The 20009-nt window shown below is 59.8% G+C and carries 17 protein-coding genes; 12 read left to right on the top strand and 5 right to left on the bottom strand.

The annotated features are described in order from the left end of the window. Window position 1: 1 nt before the first annotated feature. The 3 genes from JZX88_RS13775 to JZX88_RS13765 are packed head-to-tail and all read right to left on the bottom strand — an operon-like array spanning window position 2 to window position 3065. The gene (locus JZX88_RS13775) at window positions 2-844 is read right to left on the bottom strand and encodes a carbohydrate ABC transporter permease (protein WP_142857892.1); all 843 of its coding nucleotides are present in this window, start codon (window positions 842-844) and stop codon (window positions 2-4) included. After that, complete coding sequence (locus JZX88_RS13770) at window positions 841-1782, bottom strand: carbohydrate ABC transporter permease (protein ID WP_065116872.1); 942 nt, start codon at window positions 1780-1782, stop codon at window positions 841-843. The genes JZX88_RS13775 and JZX88_RS13770 overlap by 4 nt, the downstream gene beginning before the upstream one ends. 17 nt (window positions 1783-1799) lie before the next feature. Continuing rightward, a complete protein-coding gene (locus JZX88_RS13765; RefSeq protein WP_065116871.1) occupies window positions 1800-3065 on the bottom strand; it encodes an extracellular solute-binding protein in 1266 nt (421 codons plus the stop codon). Between the two features lie 248 nt (window positions 3066-3313). Here JZX88_RS13765 and JZX88_RS13760 point away from each other — a divergent pair, with 248 nt between their 5' ends. From JZX88_RS13760 to JZX88_RS13750, 3 genes are read left to right on the top strand one after another with little or no spacing between them, the layout of a single operon-like run. Further along, a complete protein-coding gene (locus tag JZX88_RS13760; protein ID WP_206913903.1) occupies window positions 3314-4540 on the top strand; it encodes an ROK family transcriptional regulator in 1227 nt (408 codons plus the stop codon). 19 nt (window positions 4541-4559) lie between these two features. Further along, window positions 4560-6962: a PIG-L family deacetylase gene (locus JZX88_RS13755; protein ID WP_206913902.1), complete on the top strand. Its 2403-nt coding sequence runs from the start codon at window positions 4560-4562 to the stop codon at window positions 6960-6962. Continuing rightward, window positions 6959-7870, top strand: a complete 912-nt coding sequence (locus JZX88_RS13750; RefSeq protein WP_206913901.1) for an EamA family transporter — start codon at window positions 6959-6961, stop codon at window positions 7868-7870. Before JZX88_RS13755 ends, JZX88_RS13750 begins: the two co-directional genes overlap by 4 nt. 11 nt (window positions 7871-7881) lie before the next feature. Here the strand turns inward: JZX88_RS13750 and JZX88_RS13745 are convergent, their stop codons facing one another. Beyond that, a complete protein-coding gene (locus JZX88_RS13745) occupies window positions 7882-8349 on the bottom strand; it encodes a hypothetical protein (protein WP_206913900.1) in 468 nt (155 codons plus the stop codon). Between the two features lie 73 nt (window positions 8350-8422). Then, on the bottom strand, window positions 8423-9316 hold the full coding sequence (locus JZX88_RS13740; protein ID WP_142857899.1) for an AraC family transcriptional regulator: 894 nt from the start codon (window positions 9314-9316) through the stop codon (window positions 8423-8425). A 197-nt stretch (window positions 9317-9513) separates the two neighbouring features. On the opposite strand from JZX88_RS13740, the gene JZX88_RS13735 reads away from it, so the two are divergent. The 9 genes from JZX88_RS13735 (at window position 9514) to JZX88_RS13695 (ending at window position 20007) form a co-directional block, all read left to right on the top strand. Next, complete coding sequence (locus JZX88_RS13735; protein WP_206913899.1) at window positions 9514-10980, top strand: alpha-glucosidase/alpha-galactosidase; 1467 nt, start codon at window positions 9514-9516, stop codon at window positions 10978-10980. Between the two features lie 104 nt (window positions 10981-11084). After that, window positions 11085-13172 (top strand): ABC transporter substrate-binding protein, encoded by a 2088-nt coding sequence (locus tag JZX88_RS13730; protein WP_206913898.1) that lies wholly within the window; start codon window positions 11085-11087, stop codon window positions 13170-13172. Window positions 13173-13316: 144 nt separating this feature from the next. Further along, complete coding sequence (locus JZX88_RS13725; protein WP_065116863.1) at window positions 13317-14324, top strand: ABC transporter permease; 1008 nt, start codon at window positions 13317-13319, stop codon at window positions 14322-14324. A 1-nt stretch (window position 14325) separates the two neighbouring features. Beyond that, complete coding sequence (locus JZX88_RS13720; RefSeq protein WP_142857905.1) at window positions 14326-15462, top strand: ABC transporter permease; 1137 nt, start codon at window positions 14326-14328, stop codon at window positions 15460-15462. 12 nt (window positions 15463-15474) lie between these two features. Continuing rightward, window positions 15475-17142: an ABC transporter ATP-binding protein gene (locus JZX88_RS13715; protein ID WP_206913897.1), complete on the top strand. Its 1668-nt coding sequence runs from the start codon at window positions 15475-15477 to the stop codon at window positions 17140-17142. A 22-nt stretch (window positions 17143-17164) separates the two neighbouring features. Next, complete coding sequence (locus tag JZX88_RS13710) at window positions 17165-18538, top strand: alpha-glucosidase/alpha-galactosidase (RefSeq protein WP_206913896.1); 1374 nt, start codon at window positions 17165-17167, stop codon at window positions 18536-18538. Between the two features lie 233 nt (window positions 18539-18771). Further along, window positions 18772-19044, top strand: a complete 273-nt coding sequence (locus JZX88_RS13705; protein WP_206914053.1) for a hypothetical protein — start codon at window positions 18772-18774, stop codon at window positions 19042-19044. Between the two features lie 4 nt (window positions 19045-19048). Continuing rightward, window positions 19049-19651 (top strand): hypothetical protein, encoded by a 603-nt coding sequence (locus JZX88_RS13700; protein WP_065116859.1) that lies wholly within the window; start codon window positions 19049-19051, stop codon window positions 19649-19651. Window positions 19652-19860: 209 nt separating this feature from the next. Then, complete coding sequence (locus JZX88_RS13695; protein ID WP_065116857.1) at window positions 19861-20007, top strand: DUF1127 domain-containing protein; 147 nt, start codon at window positions 19861-19863, stop codon at window positions 20005-20007. Window positions 20008-20009: the final 2 nt, after the last annotated feature.

Below are 20009 nucleotides of genomic sequence, written 5' to 3'. Positions count from 1 at the left end.
ATTATCCTTTCAGGCCCGCCAGCATCACACCGCGCACGATGTAGCGTTGCAGGACGATGAAGACGATGAGGGTAGGGATGGTCGCAATGGCTGCGCCCGTCATGATCATTTCCCACTGGATCTGCTGTTCCACGGCAAAGCTCGAAAGACCGACCGGCAGGGTGTAGAGTTCCTTGCTTGTCGTGACGATCAGCGGCCAGAAAAAGGCTGTCCAGTTGCCGAGGAAGGTGAAGATCGCGAGTGCGGAGAGCGCCGGCGTCACCAGCGGCAGGGCGACCTTCCACCATATCTGGAATTCGTTGAGCCCATCGACGCGCGCTGCCTCGATGAAGTCGTTCGGAACCGTCTCGAAGAACTGCTTCATCAGGAAGGTGCCGAAGGCCGTCATCATGCCCGGGAACATGATGCCCCAGTAGCTGTCGAGCCAGCCCAGCTGGCTGGACATCAGATACCAGGGAATGACCAGCATTTCTGTCGGTATCATCAGCGTCGAGAGGATGGCGAGGAAGATGAAGTAACGGCCGCGGAACTCGAATTTCGCCAGCGTGTACCCGACGAGGCTGTCGAAGAAGCAGTTGGACACGGTGACGATGACCGCAACCAGCATCGAGTTGAAGAACCAGCGCAGGAAACGGCCGTCGGCCATGACGGTGATGTAGTTTGCAAGCGTCGGCGCAGCCGGAATGAGACGTAGATCGTAAACCTGATCCGCCGTCTTGAACGAGGTCGCGAACATGAAGAGCAGCGGCGAAACCATGATCAGGCCGCCGATGAACAGCAGCGTCCAGGCGAGAATGCGGCCGGGGCGGATACGGGCGTGGGAGAGTGGCGAGGCTTCGCTCATTTCTTTTCCCTCAGGACCCAGAGCTGGATCAGCGATACGACGAGAAGAATGGTGAACAGGACAACCGTCTGCGCAGCGGCATAGCCCATCGCATAGGAGTTGAACGCGGTCTGGTAGATCATCAGCACCAGCGGTTTGGTGGAGCCGAGCGGGCCGCCCGGATCATTGGTGGTCATGTTATAGACCTGGTCGAAAATGCGCAGGAAGCCGATCGAGGAAAACACCACGAGGAAAACGGTGGTGGGTTTCAGAAGCGGCAAGGTTATCTTGCGCAGGATCGCCCATTCACCCAGCCCGTCGATGCGGGCGGCTTCGTAAAATGTCGTCGGAATGGCGCGCAGCCCGGCCATGAAGATGATGATCTGGAAACCGAGGCCAGCCCAGATGGCGGTTACCATGACCGAATAAAGCGCCTGATCGGTGGAGCGAATAAAGGGCTGCTGGGGAATGCCGATCATGCCGAGGACGTCGTTGATGATGCCGATGGGCGGCGGCTGATAGAACCAGCGCCAGACCCAGGCCATGGCGGCAGCCGTGGTCAGGTAGGGCAGGAAATAAAGCGCGCGGATGAAACCATGCAGAATGCGCACCCGGTCCAGATAAAATGCGATGACGAAAGCCAGAACGAGGCTGATCGGCGTGCCGACGATAAGATAGGCAAAGGTGTTCTTGAACACCTTCCAGAATTGCGGGTCCTTGAACAGCTTGACGTAATTGGCGATGCCGATGAACTTTGCCGGCCTGAGCAGGTCCCAGTTGGTGAAGGACAGGTAGAAGGCCTGCAGCGTCGGGTAAAAACGGATGACGCTGTAAAACAGGATCGGGATCGCCAGAAAGCTCCAGATCCACAAAAGCCGTTTGGTGCGCATGGAAAGGCGATCTCCAAAGGAGCCGCCGGGGCGGCCGGATGCCGCCCCCTGTTGATCTATCGCTGTCATGGTTGGACCTGCGGTTTTCAGGGTTTCGCCGCGTCGATGATTTCCTGCTCGGCCTCGGCGGCCTGCTTGATGGAATCTTCGACCGACTGACCTTCGAGAAGCACCCGGTTGGTCATGTCGATGGCGTTCTGCCGCTGGGCGGCTTCGTCCATGAACAGCGTCGTATGGGCATATTCCAGACCCTTCAGGAATGGTGCGTAGATCGGGTCCTTAAGGTTTTCTTCGGTCAGGGCCGCAGAGCGGCGTGCCGGCAGTTCACCCACCGTCTTCAGCCAGATCGCCATGGCTTCCGGGGAAGAGATATAGGCGAGGAACTTCTTGGACGCCTCAAGCTCTTCACCCGTCGTCTTGGCGCTGATGCCGTTGGCGAAATAGCTCGCATAGTTGGAGCGGATGTTCTTGTCGTTGGTGGGAAGTTCGGTCACGCCCCATTCGAAATCCTTGATGGTGCGGAACGAGCCCAGCCGGAAGGTGCCGTCGATGGTCATGCCGGCCTTGCCGGCGCGGAAGGCGGCCTGGCCCTCATCCATGAAGCCCACCTGACCGATCTTCTTTTCAAGCTGCAGGCTGGTGTAGAATTTAAGCGCCTGAACGCCCGCCTCGCTATTATAGGTGACCTTCTGGTCGTTGTCGGTATAGGGCTCGCCGCCATATTGGCGAATGAGGACTTCACGCCACCACTGGTGATCCTGGCCGCCCATGTCGAGCGTCGAGCCGGCGACCGTCAGGTTTCCGGCGGCGTCGTGCTTGGCGATCTTTTCCGCAGCCGCCACGAATTCGTCGAGCGTCTTCGGCGGATTGGCGGCGTCAAGGCCCGCTTCGGTGAAGAGCTTCTTGTTGTAGAAAAGCGCCAGCGAACGAACCGCCGTCGGCAGGCCGTAATAATCGTCGCCGCGCTTCATGGCGCTGACGATCGGGAAGAATTCGCTTTCGATCTTGTCATGCGGGAAGGTGTCGGTCGGCAGTGGCTGCAGGATGCCGCCGGCCGCGAACTTGTCCAGCCAGCCATAGAACAGCTGCATCACATCAGGACCCTTGCCGGAAAGATTGGCGGCGATGACGCGCGTCTGGTAATCGGCGTATGGAAAGGTCACCTGCTTGACGGTGATGTCAGGATTGGCCTTCTGGAATTCCGCGATCAGCTCATCCATGGCTTTTACGCGTGTGTCGAAGACATATTGCCAATATTCGATTTCAACCGCCTGGGCGGCGTTGAATGCAAATGTGCTGAAACCGGCGACCAAGCCGGCGAACAGAGTTGCCCTGCGCATGTAACCCTCCATTTTCTCCGTCCGGTCTTCCGGATGCGGAGCGATCGTTCCCTTTATCCGCGCTTTCGCGCGCGCTCACTTATTCGGCCGGCAACGGGAATTTTCGTGTCCCATCCCCCATGCGAGCCTGACCCCCGGTCGTTCTCTACGGTTCTCCGAACACGGGCATTTGTCAATAAGATAATTTACTTGAATTATTATATTGCGCTTATCGTCATTTGGACGTTATGAATTTTCCAAGGGACGGGGAAATTGAAGAGATGACGGTGCACACGGTGGATGCCTATCCCGTAGCAATCGGAAAAAATCCTGAGCGGAGCCGCGAGCATAACAGGCGAGTCGTCCTCGACCTCGTCAGGCGCCACGGTTCGCTCGGCCGCGCCCAGATCGCCAAGATCACCCATCTGACAGCCCAGGCAGTCGCCAACATCGTCGATGAGCTGGTGGGCGAGGAATTGCTGAAGGAACTCGGCCGCCGCCGCACCGGCAGGGGCCAGCCGCCGATCCAGTTCGCCGTCAATCCGGATGGCGGCGCGACGATCGGCGTAGAAATCGCCGCCGACCATATGGTCACCGTTGGCCTCGATCTGGCCGGCGTGCTGCGTACCCATCGCGTCACGCCGCTCACGGACACCACGCCGGAGGCCATATTCAAGACCTTCGCCGCCGAGCACGCGGCTGTCGCGAAAAATCTCGGTTGCAGGCTGCTCGGCACCGGCGTCGTCATGCCCGGTCCCTTCGAGATCGATGGCATGACCTCGGTCGGGCCAACGACCCTTTCCGGCTGGGGCGGGATCGATGCCCGCCAGATGCTGAGCGATGCCTGCGGCCAGCCGGTGGTGGTGGAAAATGACGCGACGGCCGCAGCCGTCGGGGAACGCCTGTTTGGTGCGGGGCTGGCGATCCCCAATTTCTGCATGATCTATTTCGGCGTCGGTATCGGTCTTGGCATCATTCAGGATGGCGCGCCCTATCGCGGCGCATTCGGAAACGCCGGCGAAATCGGTCATGTCACCGTATCGCCGCAGGGCAGGGCCTGCCCTTCCTGCGGGCAGAAAGGTTGCCTGGAGGCCTATGCTTCCGTTTATGTGCTGAAGGAAAAGCTCGGCCATGCCGGTATCGCCGATACGGAACTTGGCGATCTTGAAGCCCTGTTCAAAGCCGGCGATCCGGTCGTGACAGAGTGGATCGACGACGCGGCGGCCCATCTCGCGCCGATGATCGCCATGCTGGAGAACATTCTCGATCCGCAGACGGTCATCCTCGGTGGCGCGCTGCCGGAGGTCATCATCAGCGACATCATTCAGCGCATGGGGGATTTGCCGACCTCGGTCGCAAGCCGGCGGCAGCGGGAACTGCCGCGCGTCATGCATGGCAAATCCGGGCAGTTGACCGCCGCCCTTGGCGCTGCGGCACTGCCGCTGTTCGACATCGTCACACCAAAACTGGAGACATCCCCGGGAGCCGCAACACAGGCGCCGGGCTGAATATTGGAGGAGACCGCCCATGCTTACCCCCCGCGAACGCATCGAACGGCAGATGGCCGATCCTTGGCTCGTTCGCCTGCACCGCAAGCTGAGCGCGCTGAAATCCACGGCCACCGTCATGCATACCGGCGCGCATCCGGATGATGAGCAGAACGGCCTTCTTGCCTATTTCCGCATGGAACTCGGCATTCGGATCATCATCGCCTGTTCGACACGCGGCGAGGGCGGGCAGAACGCGCTGGGGCCGGAGAGGCTGGGGGCGCTCGGCGTCATTCGCTCGCGGGAACTCGAAGAGGCCGCCCGTGTCATCGATGCCGACATAAGCTGGCTCGGCCACGGACCGGCGGATATGATCCACGATTTCGGCTTCTCCAAGGATGGCGACCAGACCTTCGGCCGCTGGGGGCAGCAGCGCATCGTCGAGCGGTTGGTGCGGGCCTATCGCAAGGAGCGGCCCGATATCGTCATTCCGACATTTCTCGATGTGCCGGGGCAGCATGGGCATCACCGCGCCATGACGCGGGCTGCAAGAAGCGCGATTGCGTTGGCGGCCGATCCTTCCGCTTACCCTGAACATTTCTCCGAGGGGCTGAAGCCCTGGAAGGTGGCGAAGTTCTACCTCCCGGCATGGTCGGGCGGTGGCGATACCTATGATGACGAAGTGCCGCCGCCGGAAACGACACTGACGATCAATGCGGCCGGCAGGGAGCAGGCGACCGGTGCCGAATATGACCGTATCGGCGAATGGTCGCGTTATTACCATGCCTCGCAGGGGATGGGGCACTGGCCGAAGCGGGCGCAGGAACTCTGGCCGCTTCATCTCGAACTCTCTGACGCCGCCAATCGAGAAGAAGGATCGATCCTCGACAACCTGCCATCGACGCTTGCCGCCCTTGCTGGCGTTGCGGGGCTGGATGCCGAATCCCATAAAGCGCTGGTCGAGGCCGAACAGGCCATCACCAGGGCGATTGCGGCCTTTCCCGATACGCGGGAAATCACCAGATCGCTGCTGGATGCGGCAGCCCTTCTGCAAAAGGTGGATGAAGCCGCGGCAATCGAATTCACGGACTTGCACGGCCACAGGATCACGCGCAAGCGGGCCGAGGTCGATGCTGCCATTCTGACGGCGCTTGATCTTTTCGAGAGGGCCTATGCCGAACCGGCGGAGATCGTTCCGGGCGGGGAAACGTCACTTTATGTGGAGCTTTCCGACCGGGCAGCCGAATTCGATGTCAAGGTAACACCGGTCCTTCCGAGTGGAGTGTCGTCGTCCATCAGCTCGTTGGGACAGACGGTTGTCTTTTCCCTCGCGGCCGATCAAAACGCGGCTGTCTCGGGCCTCTATCAGCCGGACTGGAAAGCGGCAGGCGGCAACGGCCATGGTTTCGTGCGTGTGGCTGCAACGCTTGAAGGGCGGGAGGTTTGCGCCTTCTTCGATCTGGAAGAACCGTTTTTCGTTACGCCGGCGCAGTCGCTCACGCTTTCGCCGGATGCTTTTCTCGTTCCGCTGGGACAAGGCCGGGACACACATGTGTTTCAGGCCCTCGTGAAAGGCGCGGATACACCGCTGTCATTCAGGAGCGCCGGCGGCTGGAATGTGCAAAAATCGGGAGACGACTGGATTGCCGAACGCACGGGCGAGGGCGCGGCGGGGCTTGCACAGCTTGAGGCGATTTCCGGGTCGCAGCCGGCCTTCCAGATCACCCCCATCGCCTATCCGCATATTGGCCGGGTGCGGTTTCTCGCCCCGTCCGTCATGAAAATCCTGTCGCTGGACCTGAAGCTGCCCAAGGGCGCGCGGATGGGTTATGTCGGCGGAGGTGCGGACCGGGTCGGCTCATGGATGTCGCGCATGGGTCTCGATGTCACCGAACTCGACGCGCAGGCGCTCGGCGGCGATCTCTCGTCTTTCACGACAATCGTCGTCGGCATATTCGCCTTCGGCATCCGCAGGGATCTCACTGCCGCGACGGAGAAGCTCCATCGCTTTGTCGAAAACGGCGGCCATCTGGTCACGCTCTATCACCGGCCGACCGACGGATGGAACCCGGAGACAACGCCGGTCCGGCGTCTTGAAATCGGCAAACCGTCGCTGCGTTGGCGGGTAACGGACCCGAAGGCGGAGGTGACCATGCTCTTGCCCGACCATCCGCTGCTTGCCGGGCCCAATGTCATCGATGCCGCCGACTGGGCGGGCTGGGACAAGGAGCGCGGGCTTTATTTCGCATCGCGCTGGGATGATGTCTATGAGCCATTGCTGGCCATGCATGATGTCGATGAGCAGCCGCTGAAGGGCGCGCTGGTCTCGGGTGTCATTGGCAAGGGCAGGCACACCCATACCAGCCTCGTGCTGCATCACCAGATGGACAAGCTGGTGCCGGGGGCCTTCCGCCTCATGGCCAATCTTGTGCAGCCGGCGTGAATGGCCACGGGCAAAGCGAAAAACGGGGAAACCCGCGCGAAACGGATACGCGCGCGGGTGTCGGCTGGCTGCTTCTGGATATGGCCCTCGTTTCGGGTGGAATGACGGCGCTCGTCAAGGCACAGGGCGTTACCTATCCCGCCTTCCAGCTCGTCTTCATCCGGGCCATGATCGGCCTCATCTTTATCCTGCCGCTCATCTGGCGGCATCGGATGGAGATGCTGCGCGTCAAATATCCCTGGCGCAACCTTTTCCGCATCTGCTGCAACGCCATTGCGCTTACCAGCAATTTCATCGCCATCACCCTGCTGCCGCTTGCCACCGTCAACGCCGTCGGCTTTTCCCGACCGCTGGTGACGATGGCGATGGCAGTTGCCTTTCTCGGTGAAAGGGTGAGCCGATATCGCTGGGCCGGAGCCTGTCTTGCGTTTGCTGGCGTGCTCGTCGTTATCGGGCCGGGTGGGGCGGAGTTTAACGCAGGCGTGCTTGCCGTCCTTGTGTCGGTGGTGTTCGGCGCACTTGCCGTGATCCAGACCCGGGCGCTGCGGCAGGAAAACACCACGGTCATGATGGTGTTTTATACCGTCGGCCTTGCCGTCATCACCGCCGTTCCGGCGATCTGGACGTGGAAGCCGGTTGCGCCGCTCGACTGGGGTCCGCTGCTGGCCATCGGGCTTCTGGCGCAGATGGGGCAATATTGCTTCCTGCGGGCCTACCGTATCGCCGATGCCAGCGTTCTCGCACCCGTCAGCTATCTCTCGATCCTGTTCGTCACGGCTGTCGGATATTTCCTGTTTGATGAGGTGCCGGAAACCCGTGTCGTGCTCGGCATTGCCATCATCCTCGTTTCGTTGCAGTCCACCGCACTTGTGGAATATGTCCTCAAGACGCTGCGCCGCCGGAAATAACGGAAACGCCCCTACCTCTGGAATTCCATGACCCTCAGTCGGATCCAGTTCAAGGTCGCGAGTTTGGCGCGATCGTAAAAGGAACGGGCGAAGCGCACATAACGCATGATCCAGGCGAGCCAGGCATAGGTGAGGAGCTTTTCCCTGCCCGCGTGATAGATGCGTTCGACGATCAGGAAGGTTGCCAGATGGGCAAGGATCGTCAGGCCGATCCCGGTCTTGATTGCGCCGTGGGCAATCAGGAGAAGGCCGACGATCTTCATGGGTTCGGCAATGGCGAAGGGCACGGCAAGACAGAGCAGGATGGCGAGACGCGGCAAGCCGGCAATCCGGCTTTCAAGTCGCCTGATGAATGTCAGGCCGGATATGGTCCTGATAATGGGCCGGTAAAGCGGCCGGAAAATGCCGTCGAGGATCAGGGCAAATACGATGATTGCCCTGATTGGAAAGACGAGGATCGTGCGGATTTTGCTGTTCACCTCAGCCGGTCTCCAAAGAGGTTGTTCCCCTCATTCTTAATCGCCTGAAACGTGGCAAAAGGAAGTTGGTTTTTCAGCTTCCGTCCTGCCGAACACTCGCATACATGCCGGTGGTGCGAAATTCGCTGGGGTTGGTGCCATAGAGCCTGCGGAAGACCTTGGAAAAATAGTTCGGGTCCTCGAAACCGCACAGCACGGACACTTCCTTGACGGGAATATTCCCGGCCGTGGTCAGCAGTTTTGCCGCCCGCCGCAATCGCCGCTGCAGCACGAATTCAGCCGGCGGCAGGCCTTCGCTCGCCGTGAAGATGCGGGAAAAATGCGCACGGCTGAGGCCGGCCACCGCCGCAAGGTCGCTGACCGAAAGCCGCTCGCCGAGGTGGCTGTCTATATAGCTCAACACCTGTTGCAGGGTACGATATTCACCGCCGAAAGACGGGTGCGAGCCGAAGACATCGTCATAAAGCGTCATCGCCGCCTCATAGGCGACGGCGGAGGCGGCGCCCGGCGTCTCCGCGCCATTGACGAGGCGCGAGCAGCATTCGGCAAGGTGATCGACGGTTTCGGACTGCAGCTTGAGGATCGGGCCGGTGACGGCGAGGATGTTGCGGTGAATGCGCAGGGCCTCTTCGCCATTCATGGAAATCCAGAAGAACTCCCATTCCTTGCCGTCTTCCAGCCAGTAGCGGTGATTGTGCGGGATCAGCAGCAGCAGGGTTTCACCCGGCTTCACCACATAATGGCGGTTCTCGTAACGCAGGTTGCCCTGTCCGCCGATGCAATATTGCAGCACCGTGAAAGGCGTCTGGCCGCGCTTGCGCCCGTCCCAGTCATAATTGCCGCCGCGGCGGATTTCATAACCGCTGCTGGTCGGCATGGTGTGCAGCGTCTGGCGGCCGCGCGGGAGCGAGACGGTGCGCATGCCGGGTCCCTGATCGATCAAATCACGCAGCACAAAATTACCCATGAAAGCATAATCCTTCTCTGGTCCTATCCGTCTTTATACGCATAATCCCGATCCGAGGAGACAGCCAGCGGGATATTGCTGCTGAAAAATTGGGAGGAAGGCCGGATTTCCGGGATTCTTACGGGTATTTTTCTGCAGCGCCATTTCACGATCCTTCGGCCCGTTTCACCCGTTCGATTTGCAACAGAGGTGGCGTTATGAGTTTCAAAATCGCTATTATTGGCGCAGGCAGCGTCGGTTTCACGAAAAAACTGTTCACCGATCTCCTGTGCGTGCCGGAGTTTCGCGACATCGAGGTCGCGCTGACGGATATCAGCCAGCACAATCTCGATATGATCAAGGCTATCCTCGAAAAGATCGTCGAGGCCAATGGTTTCCCCGTGAAGGTGACGGCCGATACCAATCGCCGCCGGGCGCTGGAGGGCGCGAAATACATCATCAGCTGCGTGCGGGTCGGCGGTCTGGAAGCCTATGCCGATGATATCCGTATTCCGCTGAAATACGGCATCGACCAATGTGTGGGCGATACGATCTGCGCCGGCGGCATCCTCTATGGCCAGCGCAACATTCCCGTCATTCTGGATTTCTGCAAGGATATCCGCGAGGTCGCGGCACCAGGTGCAAAATTCCTGAACTATGCCAACCCCATGGCCATGAACACCTGGGCGGCCATCGAATATGGCAAGGTCGATACGGTCGGTCTCTGCCACGGCGTGCAGCATGGTGCGGAACAGATCGCCGAAATTCTCGGCGCCAAAAGCGTGTCCGAGCTGGATTACATCTGCTCAGGCATCAACCACCAGACATGGTTCATCGATCTGAGGCTCAACGGCCGCAAGATCGGCAAGGAAGAGCTGGTCGCCGCCTTCGAGGCGCATCCGGTCTTCTCGCAGCAGGAGAAGTTACGCATCGACGTGCTGAAGCGTTTCGGTGTTTATTCGACCGAAAGCAACGGTCATCTCTCGGAATATCTGCCGTGGTATCGCAAGCGGCCGGAAGAGATCGCCCGCTGGATCGACATGTCCGACTGGATCCACGGCGAAACCGGCGGGTATCTGCGCCACTCCACCGAAACGCGCAACTGGTTCGAAACCGAATTTCCGCAGTTTCTCGCCTCGGCGGCAAAGCCCATCGATCCGGCAAAGCGCTCCAACGAACATGCCAGCCATATTCTCGAGGCGCTGGAGACGGGACGCGTTTATCGCGGCCATTTCAACCTCAAGAACAATGGTGTCATCAGCAATCTGCCGGCCGACGCCATCATCGAGTCGCCCGGCTTCGTCGACCGTTTCGGCATCAACATGGTGTCGGGCATCACGCTGCCGGAAGCCTGCGCTGCCACCTGCATGGCCTCGATTAATGTGCAGCGCATGTCTGTGCATGCGGCGGTGAGCGGCGATATCGATCTGCTGAAGCTCGCGGTACTGCATGACCCGCTGGTCGGCGCCGTCGCGACGCCGGAAGAGGTCTGGCAGATGGTGGACGAGATGGTCGTCGCGCAGGCGCGCTGGCTGCCGCAATATGCCGATGCCGTGCCTGCGGCGAAGGAGCGGCTTGCCAAATCCAGCGTCAAGACCCGTGACTGGGCGGGGGCTGCGCGCCGCAACGTGCGTTCCATCGAGGAATTGCGGGCCGAAAAATCGGCGCTGAAAAAGGCTGTTTGAGGAAAAGCATGGGAACAGGCCGGCGGCGAAAGGGAGTTCGCCGTCCGGTCGCAACGATCACAGAGGGTGGGCGGTCGAAGAGCTGCCATTTGGGAGGAATGACGATGTTACTTCAACGCAGGATCGGTATCATCTCGGCACTGGGACTTGGTGTTTCGATGATCGCACTTAATGCGAATGCCTTCGAGACCACCACGCCGCCCGAGCCGCCGCAATTTCCGGCCGAAGGCAAGATCAATTATGTCGCGCGCGACTCGATCCTCGAATTCAAGGCGCTGCCGAGCTATAGCGAACCCGACTGGGTGAGCGAGAGGTTTGAAAAGACCGGCAAGCTGCCGCCGCTGAAGGAGCGCCTGCCGGAAGAGCCGCTGGTCTATAAGGCCGCGAACATGCCTGATGGCGCCGGCGTTTATGGTGACACCATGCGCCATGTGGTTGGTGGCCGGCCGGAGGGCTGGAACTACATTGCCGGCCAGAGCCAGGGCTGGGGCGGCATCGATATCGCCCTTTCCGAATGCCTGACGCGCACCGCGCCGCTTTTCCAGGTGGATGCCAAGGACACCGAACCGCTGCCCAATCTGGCCAAAAGCTGGGAATGGTCCGAGGACGGTCACAAGCTGACGATGCATCTGGTTAAAGGTGCCAAGTGGTCGGATGGCGAGCCCTTCAATGCGGATGACGTGATGTTCTACTGGGAAGATGCGGTCGTCGACCCCAATGTTTCACCGCTTGGCGGCGGCGCATCGCCCGAGGCTTTCGGTGAGGGAACGACGCTCAAAAAGATCGATGACTACACCGTCGAATGGACCTTCAAGGCGGCCTTCCCCAAGCAGTATCTCTATACCATGGCCTATCCGAGCTTCTGCCCCGGGCCGTCGCATATTCTCAAACCGCAGCATCCGAAATATTCCAAGAACACCTATAACCAGTTCAAGAACGCTTTCCCGCCGGAATATATGAACATGCCGGTGATGGGCGCATGGGTGCCGGTCGCCTATCGGCCCGATGATATTATCGTGCTCAGGCGCAATCCCTATTACTGGAAGGTCGATGAAAAGGGCCAGCAGCTGCCCTACCTCAACGAGGTCCATTACAAGCTTTCCACCTGGGCGGACCGCGATGTGCAGGCAGTGGCTGGATCGGGCGATTTCTCCAATCTCGAACAGCCGGAAAACTTCGTCGCTTCGCTGAAGCGCGCCGCCGATCCCAATGCGCCGGCCCGCCTTGCCTTTGGGCCGCGGCTTATCGGCTATAATCTGCAGATGAATTTTTCCGCCAATGGCTGGGGCAATCCGGATGAGCGCGGACAGGCGATCCGCGAACTGAACCGCAACGAGGTATTCCGTCAGGCCGTGACATCGGCCCTCGACCGCAAGGCGATCGGCGACTCGCTGGTGAAGGGGCCGTTCACGGCGATCTATCCGGGCGGCATTTCGTCGGGCACCAGCTTTTATGATCGCGCCTCCACGGTCTATTATCCCTTCAACCTCGAGGCCGCCAAGGCAGCACTTGCCTCGATCGGCCTGAAAGACACCGATGGCGATGGCTTCCTGAATTTCCCCAAGGAAACGCTTGGTGGCCGCAACGTCGAAATTACCCTTCTCGTCAATAACGGCTATGCGACGGACAAGAGCCTTGCGGAAGGTCTCGTCGGCCAGATGGCGAAACTCGGCCTGCGCGTTGTCATCAACAGCCTCGATTCCAACCAGCGCGATGCCGCCCATTATGGCGGGCAGTTCGACTGGCTGGTGCGGCGCAACTCCACCGAGCTTTCATCCGTGGTGCAGAATACCGAGCAGCTTGCCCCTGTCGGCCCGCGCACCAGCTGGAACCACCGCTCGCCCGAAGGCAAGGAGCTGGATCTGATGCCGTTCGAGAAGGAGATGGCCGATCTGGTGCGGAAATTCATCTCCTCGCAGGACAATGCCGAACGGGCCGAGCTGATGAAGCAATATCAGAAGGTCTACACGCAGAACCTCTATACGATTGGTCTCACCGAATATCCCGGTGCACTCATCGTCAACAAGCGTTTCTCGAATGTGCCGCAGGGTACGCCGATCTTCATGTTCAACTGGGCTGAAGACGCCATCATCCGCGAACGCCTGTGGGTCGCGGCCGACAAGCAGGGCAAATACGAACTTTTCCCTGAACAGCTTCCCGGCAAGCCGGGCGAGGGCGGCCCGATCAACTAAAGCATTTCCAGTAAAAGTGCGTAGCGGTTTTACGTCCGGAAAATGCGAAACTTGAAGAACTCCTCCCGGAGAACACCCGGTACCGGTCGCGCGTGAAGCGCGGCCGGAGACACACGGCCCATCCAAACCGAGGAAGACCGTTCGATGCTGAGATTTCTGACGATACGCGTAGCATCCGCCATTCCGGTGCTGTTGATCCTGAGCGTGGTGACCTTCGCCATCATTCAGGCGCCGCCCGGCGATTATGCCGATTACATCCGCTCGCAGCTGATGAACCAGGGCGGCGCGTCCTTCGAACAGGCGGAAGCGCAGGCGCAGGCCTATCGTGTCGAACACGGCCTCGATCAGCCGCTTGTCGTGCAATATTTCAACTGGATCGGCGGCATCGTCACCCGCGGCGATTTCGGTTACAGCTTCTATTACAACAAGCCGGTTGCCGATGTGGTTGGCGAACGCCTGCCGCGCACCATTGCGCTGGCGCTGGTCTGCCACATCTTCGCATCCATTCTCGGCATCGCTTTCGGCATCTGGGCGGCTACGCGGCAATATTCCTGGGTCGATAATCTTCTGTCCACCGTCGCCTTCCTCGGCATGACGATCCCGCGCTTCCTGATGGCGCTGATCCTCGTCTATCTCATGGTGTTTCATTTCGACGTGTCGGAGATCGGCAGCTTCTTCTCGCCGCAATATGGCGGTGCGCCGTGGTCGTGGGGCAAATTCGTCGATCTCGTCAGCCATGTCTGGCCGGTGGTCGCCATCGCCGTCTTCGGTGGGCTGGCCTATAATATGCGGGTGATGCGCGGCAATCTGCTCGATACGCTGAATGCGCAATATGTCGAGACGGCCCGCGCCAAGGGGCTTTCGGAAGGTGCGGTCATCATGCGCCATGCGGTGCCGAATGCCGTGCACCCGCTGGTCATGTATCAGGGCGTCGTACTGCCCTACATGTTGAGTGGCGAAATCGAGACGGCCATCATCTTCGCGCTGCCGACCGTCGGTCCGGCCATCGTCGGTTCCATGGCGGTGGGGGACGTCTATGTCACCGCGACCTTCATGATGGTGCTGGCCGCGACGCTGATCGTCGGCAACATCATCGCCGACATGCTGCTTGCCATGCTTGACCCACGCGTTCGCGAATTCGGGAGGGCCTGAGATGATGGCGTTTGACGAAGTGAAAAACGAAACCGCCGTCACTCCCAAGCCTGAACGTGGCACGCAGGGTAATGAGTCCTATCTCGCGCTGGTATGGCGTCGTCTCAGACGCTCCTTCACCGGCATGGTCGGGCTGGTGTTGGTGGTGCTGCTGATCCTGATTGCCGTCTTTGCGGATTTCTTCGCGCCGATGAACCCGCTCGAAACCCATGGCAGCTTTTCGCCGCCGCAGGTGGTTCGGTTCAGCGACAAGGATGGCAATATCAGCCTCGCGCCGCGCGTCTATGCCATTGCCGAAACGGAAGAGCTTGATCCGGTCACCTTCCAGCCCATCGTCGGGCCGGATTACGATAATCCCGTTTATCTCGGTTTCTTCGTCAAAGGCGCGGAATACAGGCTTTTGGGTCTCATTCCGATGAGCCGGCATTTCTTCGGCTCGACGGAGGGCCAGCCGGTGCATTTTCTCGGAACCGATAAATTCGGACGCGACGTGCTGTCGCGCGCCATCTACGGTTCGCGTATCTCGCTTGCCATCGCGCTCAGCGTTGTGGCCATCGTCACCGTCATCGGCACCAGTGTCGGACTGATATCAGGCTATTTCGGCGGGCCGCTGGATGCCTGGGTGCAGCGTTTCGTGGAGGTGGTGCTCGCCTTCCCGCAATTGCCGCTTTATCTCGCACTGACCTCGCTCATCCCGGTCACCGCACCAACCACCGTGTTCCTTGTCTTTGTGGTCGGTGTCATGTCGGCGCTCGGCTGGGCGCAGATGTCGCGGGAGGTGCGCGGCAAGACGCTGGCTCTGGCACGTATCGATTATGTGCGGGCGGCCATTGCCGTCGGGGCAACCGACCGGCGCATCATCTTCCAGCATATCCTGCCGAATGTGATGAGCCATGTCATCGTCGCCGTGACGCTGCATATTCCAAGCGTCGTGCTGCTCGAATCCTTCCTCGGTTTCCTCGGCTTTGCGGTGAAGCCGCCGCTCATCTCCTGGGGGCTGATGCTGCAGGATACCGCGACCTATTCCGTCATCGGTTCCTATCCGTGGATTCTCGCACCGGTCGGTTTCGTGCTGGTCACCGTCTTCGCCTTCAACGCGCTGGGCGATGGCCTGCGCGATGCCGTCGATCCCTATTGAGAGGAGCGTAAAATGGTAGCTAGCCAGAACAACACATACGCCCCCGCGATCCGCTTCGATGCTGATAATCGCAACGACGACGCCATCATCGACGCCCGCAATATCGCCGTGAGCTTCAAGGTGGAGCACGGCACTGTCGAAGCGGTGAAGGACATTTCCTTCCAGCTCTACCGGGGCGAGACGATTGCCATCGTCGGCGAATCCGGTTCGGGGAAATCGGTGACGGCCCGCACCGTCATGGGCCTTCTGACGAAGCGGGCTTCCGTTTCGAAATCCGCGACAGTGCGGTTCAACGGCGATGACATATTGAAGTTTTCGAGCCGCCAGCGCCGGGCACTGCGTGGCAATCGCATCTCGATGATCTTTCAGGAGCCGATGAGTTCGCTGAACCCGATCTATACGATCGGTAGCCAGATCGTCGAGGCGATCCGCGTGCACTCGAAACTGAGCAAGAAGCAGGCCGAGGCGAGGGCGCTCGATCTTCTGCGGCAGGTGCAGATACCGGAACCGGAAGCGCGGCTGAAGCAATATCCGCACCAGCTTTCCGGCGGCCAGCGGCAGCGTGTGATGATCGCCATGGCGCTCTCCAACGATCCGGACGTGCTGATTGCCGACGAACCGACCACCGCGCTCGATGTGACGGTGCAGGCGCAGATCCTCAATCTCATCCGCGATCTTCAGAAGAAGCGCGGCATGGCCGTGGTCCTCATCACCCATGACCTGACCATCGTGAAGCAGTTTTCCGATTACGTCTACGTCATGCAGCATGGCGAGATGCGCGAGCACAACACCACGGAAAAGCTCTTCGAAGCGCCGCATCACCCCTATACGAAAAAGCTGCTCGGCTCCGAACCACATGGCACCGCAAAGCCGCTGCCGGAAAATTCCGGTGTGCTGCTGACGGCAAGCGGTGTGCGCGTTTCCTTCATGATGCGTTACGGCGGGCTGTTCAAACCGGAGCTGAAAGAGCTGATCGCCGTCGACAGCCTCGGCCTGACCCTCAGGCGGCACGAGACGCTGGGGCTGGTTGGTGAATCCGGTTCCGGCAAGACCACTTTCGGGCAGTCGCTGCTGCGGCTGAACGAGCCGGTGGGCGGCGAGGTGGTCTTTGACGGGCAGAGGGTCGATGGCCGCTCCCGCGCCGAAATGCGGCCCCTGCGTTCGCGTATGCAGATCGTCTTTCAGGACCCTTTCGCCTCGCTCAATCCCCGCATGACCATCGGCCAGATCATCGAGGAAGGCCTGATCATCAACGGTCTTGGCAAAACCAAGGCCGAAAGACTGGAGCGGGTGCGCGATGCGCTGGAGGCGGCGGGCATGCCCGGCAACATCCTCTCACGGTTCCCGCACGAATTTTCCGGCGGCCAGCGCCAGCGCATCGCCATTGCGCGCGCCGTGGCGCTGGAGCCGGAATTCATCCTTCTCGACGAGCCGACCTCGGCGCTCGATCTTTCCGTGCAGGCGCAGATCATCGATCTCCTGCGCAAGCTGCAGGACGAGCGAGGCCTGAGCTACCTGTTCATCTCGCATGACCTGAAGGTGGTGCGCGCGCTCTGCCACCGCGTCATCGTCATGCAAAGCGGCAGGATCGTCGAGGAAGGCCCTGTCGAGGACGTTCTTACTCACCCAAAAACCGAATATACTCAGCGGCTTGTACGAGCCGCCTTCGAAATCGCTTGAATGCCAAATGCCGGAGGTAGAAATGGCAAGAGATCCCAAGATCACATTTATCGGCGCAGGTTCCACTGTTTTCATGAAGAACATCATCGGTGATGTGCTGCAGCGTCCGGCGCTTTCCGGCGCCACCATCGCGTTGATGGATATTAATCGTGAAAGGCTGGAAGAAAGCGCCATCGTCGTCAACAAGCTGATTTCGACGCTCGGGGCAAAGGCGAAGGCCGAGACCTATACCGACCAGAAGAAGGCGCTTGCCGGTGCCGATTTCGTCGTCGTCGCTTTCCAGATCGGCGGATATGAGCCCTGCACGGTCACCGATTTCGAGGTGCCGCGCAAATATGGCCTGCGCCAGACCATTGCCGATACGCTGGGTGTCGGCGGCATCATGCGCGGCCTTCGCACCGTGCCGCATCTGTGGAAGATCTGCGAGGACATGCTGGCCGTCTGCCCCAACGCCATCATGCTGCAATATGTGAACCCGATGGCGATCAACACCTGGGCGATTGCCGAGAAATACCCGATGATCCGGCAGGTGGGTCTTTGCCATTCCGTGCAGGGCACCGCCATGGAACTCGCCCATGATCTTGATATTCCCTATGAGGAAATCCGCTACCGTTCGGCCGGCATCAACCACATGGCGTTTTTCCTGGAGTTCGAGCACCGCCAGCCCGATGGCAGCTACAGGAACCTTTATCCCGATCTCGTGCGCGGCTACCGCGAAGGCCGTGCACCAAAACCCGGCTGGAACCCGCGCTGCCCCAACAAGGTGCGTTACGAGATGCTGACAAGGCTCGGTTATTTCGTCACCGAAAGCTCCGAGCATTTCGCCGAATATACGCCCTATTTCATCAAGGAAGGCCGCGAAGACCTGATCGAGAAATTTGGCATCCCGCTTGATGAATATCCCAAGCGCTGCATCGAGCAGATCGAGCGCTGGAAGGGTCAGGCGGCGGCTTATCGTTCTGCCGACAAGATCGAGGTGAAGCCATCAAAGGAATATGCCTCTTCCATCATCAATTCCGTCTGGACCGGCGAACCCTCCGTCATCTACGGCAACCAGCGCAACAATGGCTGCATCACCTCGCTGCCGGCCAATTGCGCGGCGGAAGTGCCTTGCCTCGTCGATCATAACGGCGTGCAGCCCACCTTCATCGGCGAATTGCCGCCGCAGCTGACCGCGCTGATGCGCACCAATATCAATGTGCAGGAACTGACGGTGCGGGCGCTGATGAGCGAAAACCGCGAGCACATCTTCCATGCGGCGATGATGGACCCGCATACGGCGGCGGAACTGGATCTCGACCAGATATGGTCGCTGGTGGACGATCTTCTTGTCGCCCATCGCGACTGGCTGCCGGAGTGGACGCAGGTGGAGGTGAAGCGGGCGCGGGCGGTGTAAACTGCCGACAGTCGGCGGCGGACCGAAGGCTGCTGCGTAAGCGTACGGTCTCGCTGACACGCATTCCAGCGACGCAATAATCGGGCATGATCGATCCCGTTTTGTCGCGCAGGGGGCGGGAGCCTTTATCGGCAATATCCATCCCGCCACCTAATCTCATGACCATTTCGCGTGGCATCTTCTCCAAGAGGCTGGATTTCGCCGGGCTTTCCGGCTCCACGCCGTAATTCGGCATGCTGCTGATCCTGTTCCCGCCGCCGTTGCAAGCACTTCCGGGGGGGCTGTGGTCTGGCCGCAACTGCTGGCGCTGCTCACCATCGGCTCGGCGCTCCCTGTTTTCGCGCTTCACCGATTCCGGCGGTTCTTGCGCTAATGCGGGAGAAAACGCCGGTTTTCCGGCCATTTCCGGACAAGTTGAATTAATTGTGTTCGGTAACGGTATGTTCGCCTTCCGGGAATATGCCTATGAGGACGGCTGGGTAAAAGCGGGCTTTGTTCAGGAGTAGCAAAATGAATATTGCAGCACGTCTGTCTTTGACGGCCATGATCGCACTGGCCGCGACATCATCTTTCGCGTCTGAGGATATGGCTTCGGAGACGAGCGAGGCGATATTCGGTTTCGCTGGCGCCATGACGAAGGAAGACATGCTGAAAAGTGCGGCGCTCATTCCCGTGGAATATGAAAGAAACGCCATTATCGGGGGCGGCTACCAGTTTTATCCCTACCGCATCGGCAATGTAAAACTGGGCGGCGAGATCGGCATTGCCGCCAGATTTGGTAAAGGCTTCACCGGCGAGGTCTGGGCGGGCCCGGTCGCCCGTTACGAGCAGATCAGGCTTGGAGAGCGGCTGTTCATCACGCCGAGCTTTACCGCCGGCCTCAGCCTTGTCACGGATGCGCAGCCGGGCCGCGAGCGCGAACAGGAAATCAAGGACGACGGCAATGCCAATGTCCTGTTTTATCTGGGGCCGGAAATCAACGTGTCCTTCAGCGAGGATTCCTCGACGGAATTTTTCTGGCGTCTGCACCACCGCTCCGGCGGTGGCAAAACATTGGGCAATATGAAGGGCGCCACAAACGCCAATGTATTCGGCGTCCGCTACAAGTTCTGAGACGGCCGCATGGCCGGCGAACCGTCTGAATTTCAGTCAGGTTTCTTTTTCGCCGCAAACCGCCACGGGGAACCCTTGCGTCTGGCGCATGGGTGGATTGCCTTATTCTGCCTGTTCATTGGGCAGGAGAAAGCGCATATAGGGGGCATCAAAGGACGCCGGAACGAAAACGTTACTGACGTCACCTAAACCTCAGAAAGGGTCATGTCATGAACGTAGCACGCAGCTTTAACAACTGGCGCAAATATCGTCAGACCATCAACGAACTGGGCCGCATGAGCACCCGTGAACTGCACGATCTCGGTATTGATCGCAGCCAGATCACCAGCGTTGCCCGCGCCGCAATCGGCAAGTAATA

The organism is Agrobacterium sp. OT33 (assembly GCF_017313365.1).
Lineage (GTDB): Bacteria > Pseudomonadota > Alphaproteobacteria > Rhizobiales > Rhizobiaceae > Agrobacterium > Agrobacterium rhizogenes_A.
This window is presented reverse-complemented; position numbering and strand designations above follow the sequence as displayed.

Excerpts from the sequence above, each read along its gene's own strand:
- JZX88_RS13735 (WP_206913899.1), top strand. The coding sequence starts at position 9,514 with ATGAGTTTCAAAATCGCTATTATTGGCGCAGGCAGCGTCGGTTTCACG.
- JZX88_RS13730 (WP_206913898.1), top strand. The coding sequence starts at position 11,085 with ATGTTACTTCAACGCAGGATCGGTATCATCTCGGCACTGGGACTTGGT.
- JZX88_RS13715 (WP_206913897.1), top strand. The coding sequence starts at position 15,475 with ATGGTAGCTAGCCAGAACAACACATACGCCCCCGCGATCCGCTTCGAT.
- JZX88_RS13775 (WP_142857892.1), bottom strand. The coding sequence starts at position 844 with ATGAGCGAAGCCTCGCCACTCTCCCACGCCCGTATCCGCCCCGGCCGC.
- JZX88_RS13740 (WP_142857899.1), bottom strand. The coding sequence starts at position 9,316 with ATGGGTAATTTTGTGCTGCGTGATTTGATCGATCAGGGACCCGGCATG.
- JZX88_RS13720 (WP_142857905.1), top strand. The coding sequence starts at position 14,326 with ATGATGGCGTTTGACGAAGTGAAAAACGAAACCGCCGTCACTCCCAAG.
- JZX88_RS13700 (WP_065116859.1), top strand. The coding sequence starts at position 19,049 with ATGAATATTGCAGCACGTCTGTCTTTGACGGCCATGATCGCACTGGCC.
- JZX88_RS13725 (WP_065116863.1), top strand. The coding sequence starts at position 13,317 with ATGCTGAGATTTCTGACGATACGCGTAGCATCCGCCATTCCGGTGCTG.
- JZX88_RS13760 (WP_206913903.1), top strand. The coding sequence starts at position 3,314 with ATGACGGTGCACACGGTGGATGCCTATCCCGTAGCAATCGGAAAAAAT.
- JZX88_RS13705 (WP_206914053.1), top strand. The coding sequence starts at position 18,772 with ATGCTGCTGATCCTGTTCCCGCCGCCGTTGCAAGCACTTCCGGGGGGG.
- JZX88_RS13765 (WP_065116871.1), bottom strand. The coding sequence starts at position 3,065 with ATGGAGGGTTACATGCGCAGGGCAACTCTGTTCGCCGGCTTGGTCGCC.
- JZX88_RS13755 (WP_206913902.1), top strand. The coding sequence starts at position 4,560 with ATGCTTACCCCCCGCGAACGCATCGAACGGCAGATGGCCGATCCTTGG.
- JZX88_RS13695 (WP_065116857.1), top strand. The coding sequence starts at position 19,861 with ATGAACGTAGCACGCAGCTTTAACAACTGGCGCAAATATCGTCAGACC.
- JZX88_RS13710 (WP_206913896.1), top strand. The coding sequence starts at position 17,165 with ATGGCAAGAGATCCCAAGATCACATTTATCGGCGCAGGTTCCACTGTT.
- JZX88_RS13770 (WP_065116872.1), bottom strand. The coding sequence starts at position 1,782 with ATGACAGCGATAGATCAACAGGGGGCGGCATCCGGCCGCCCCGGCGGC.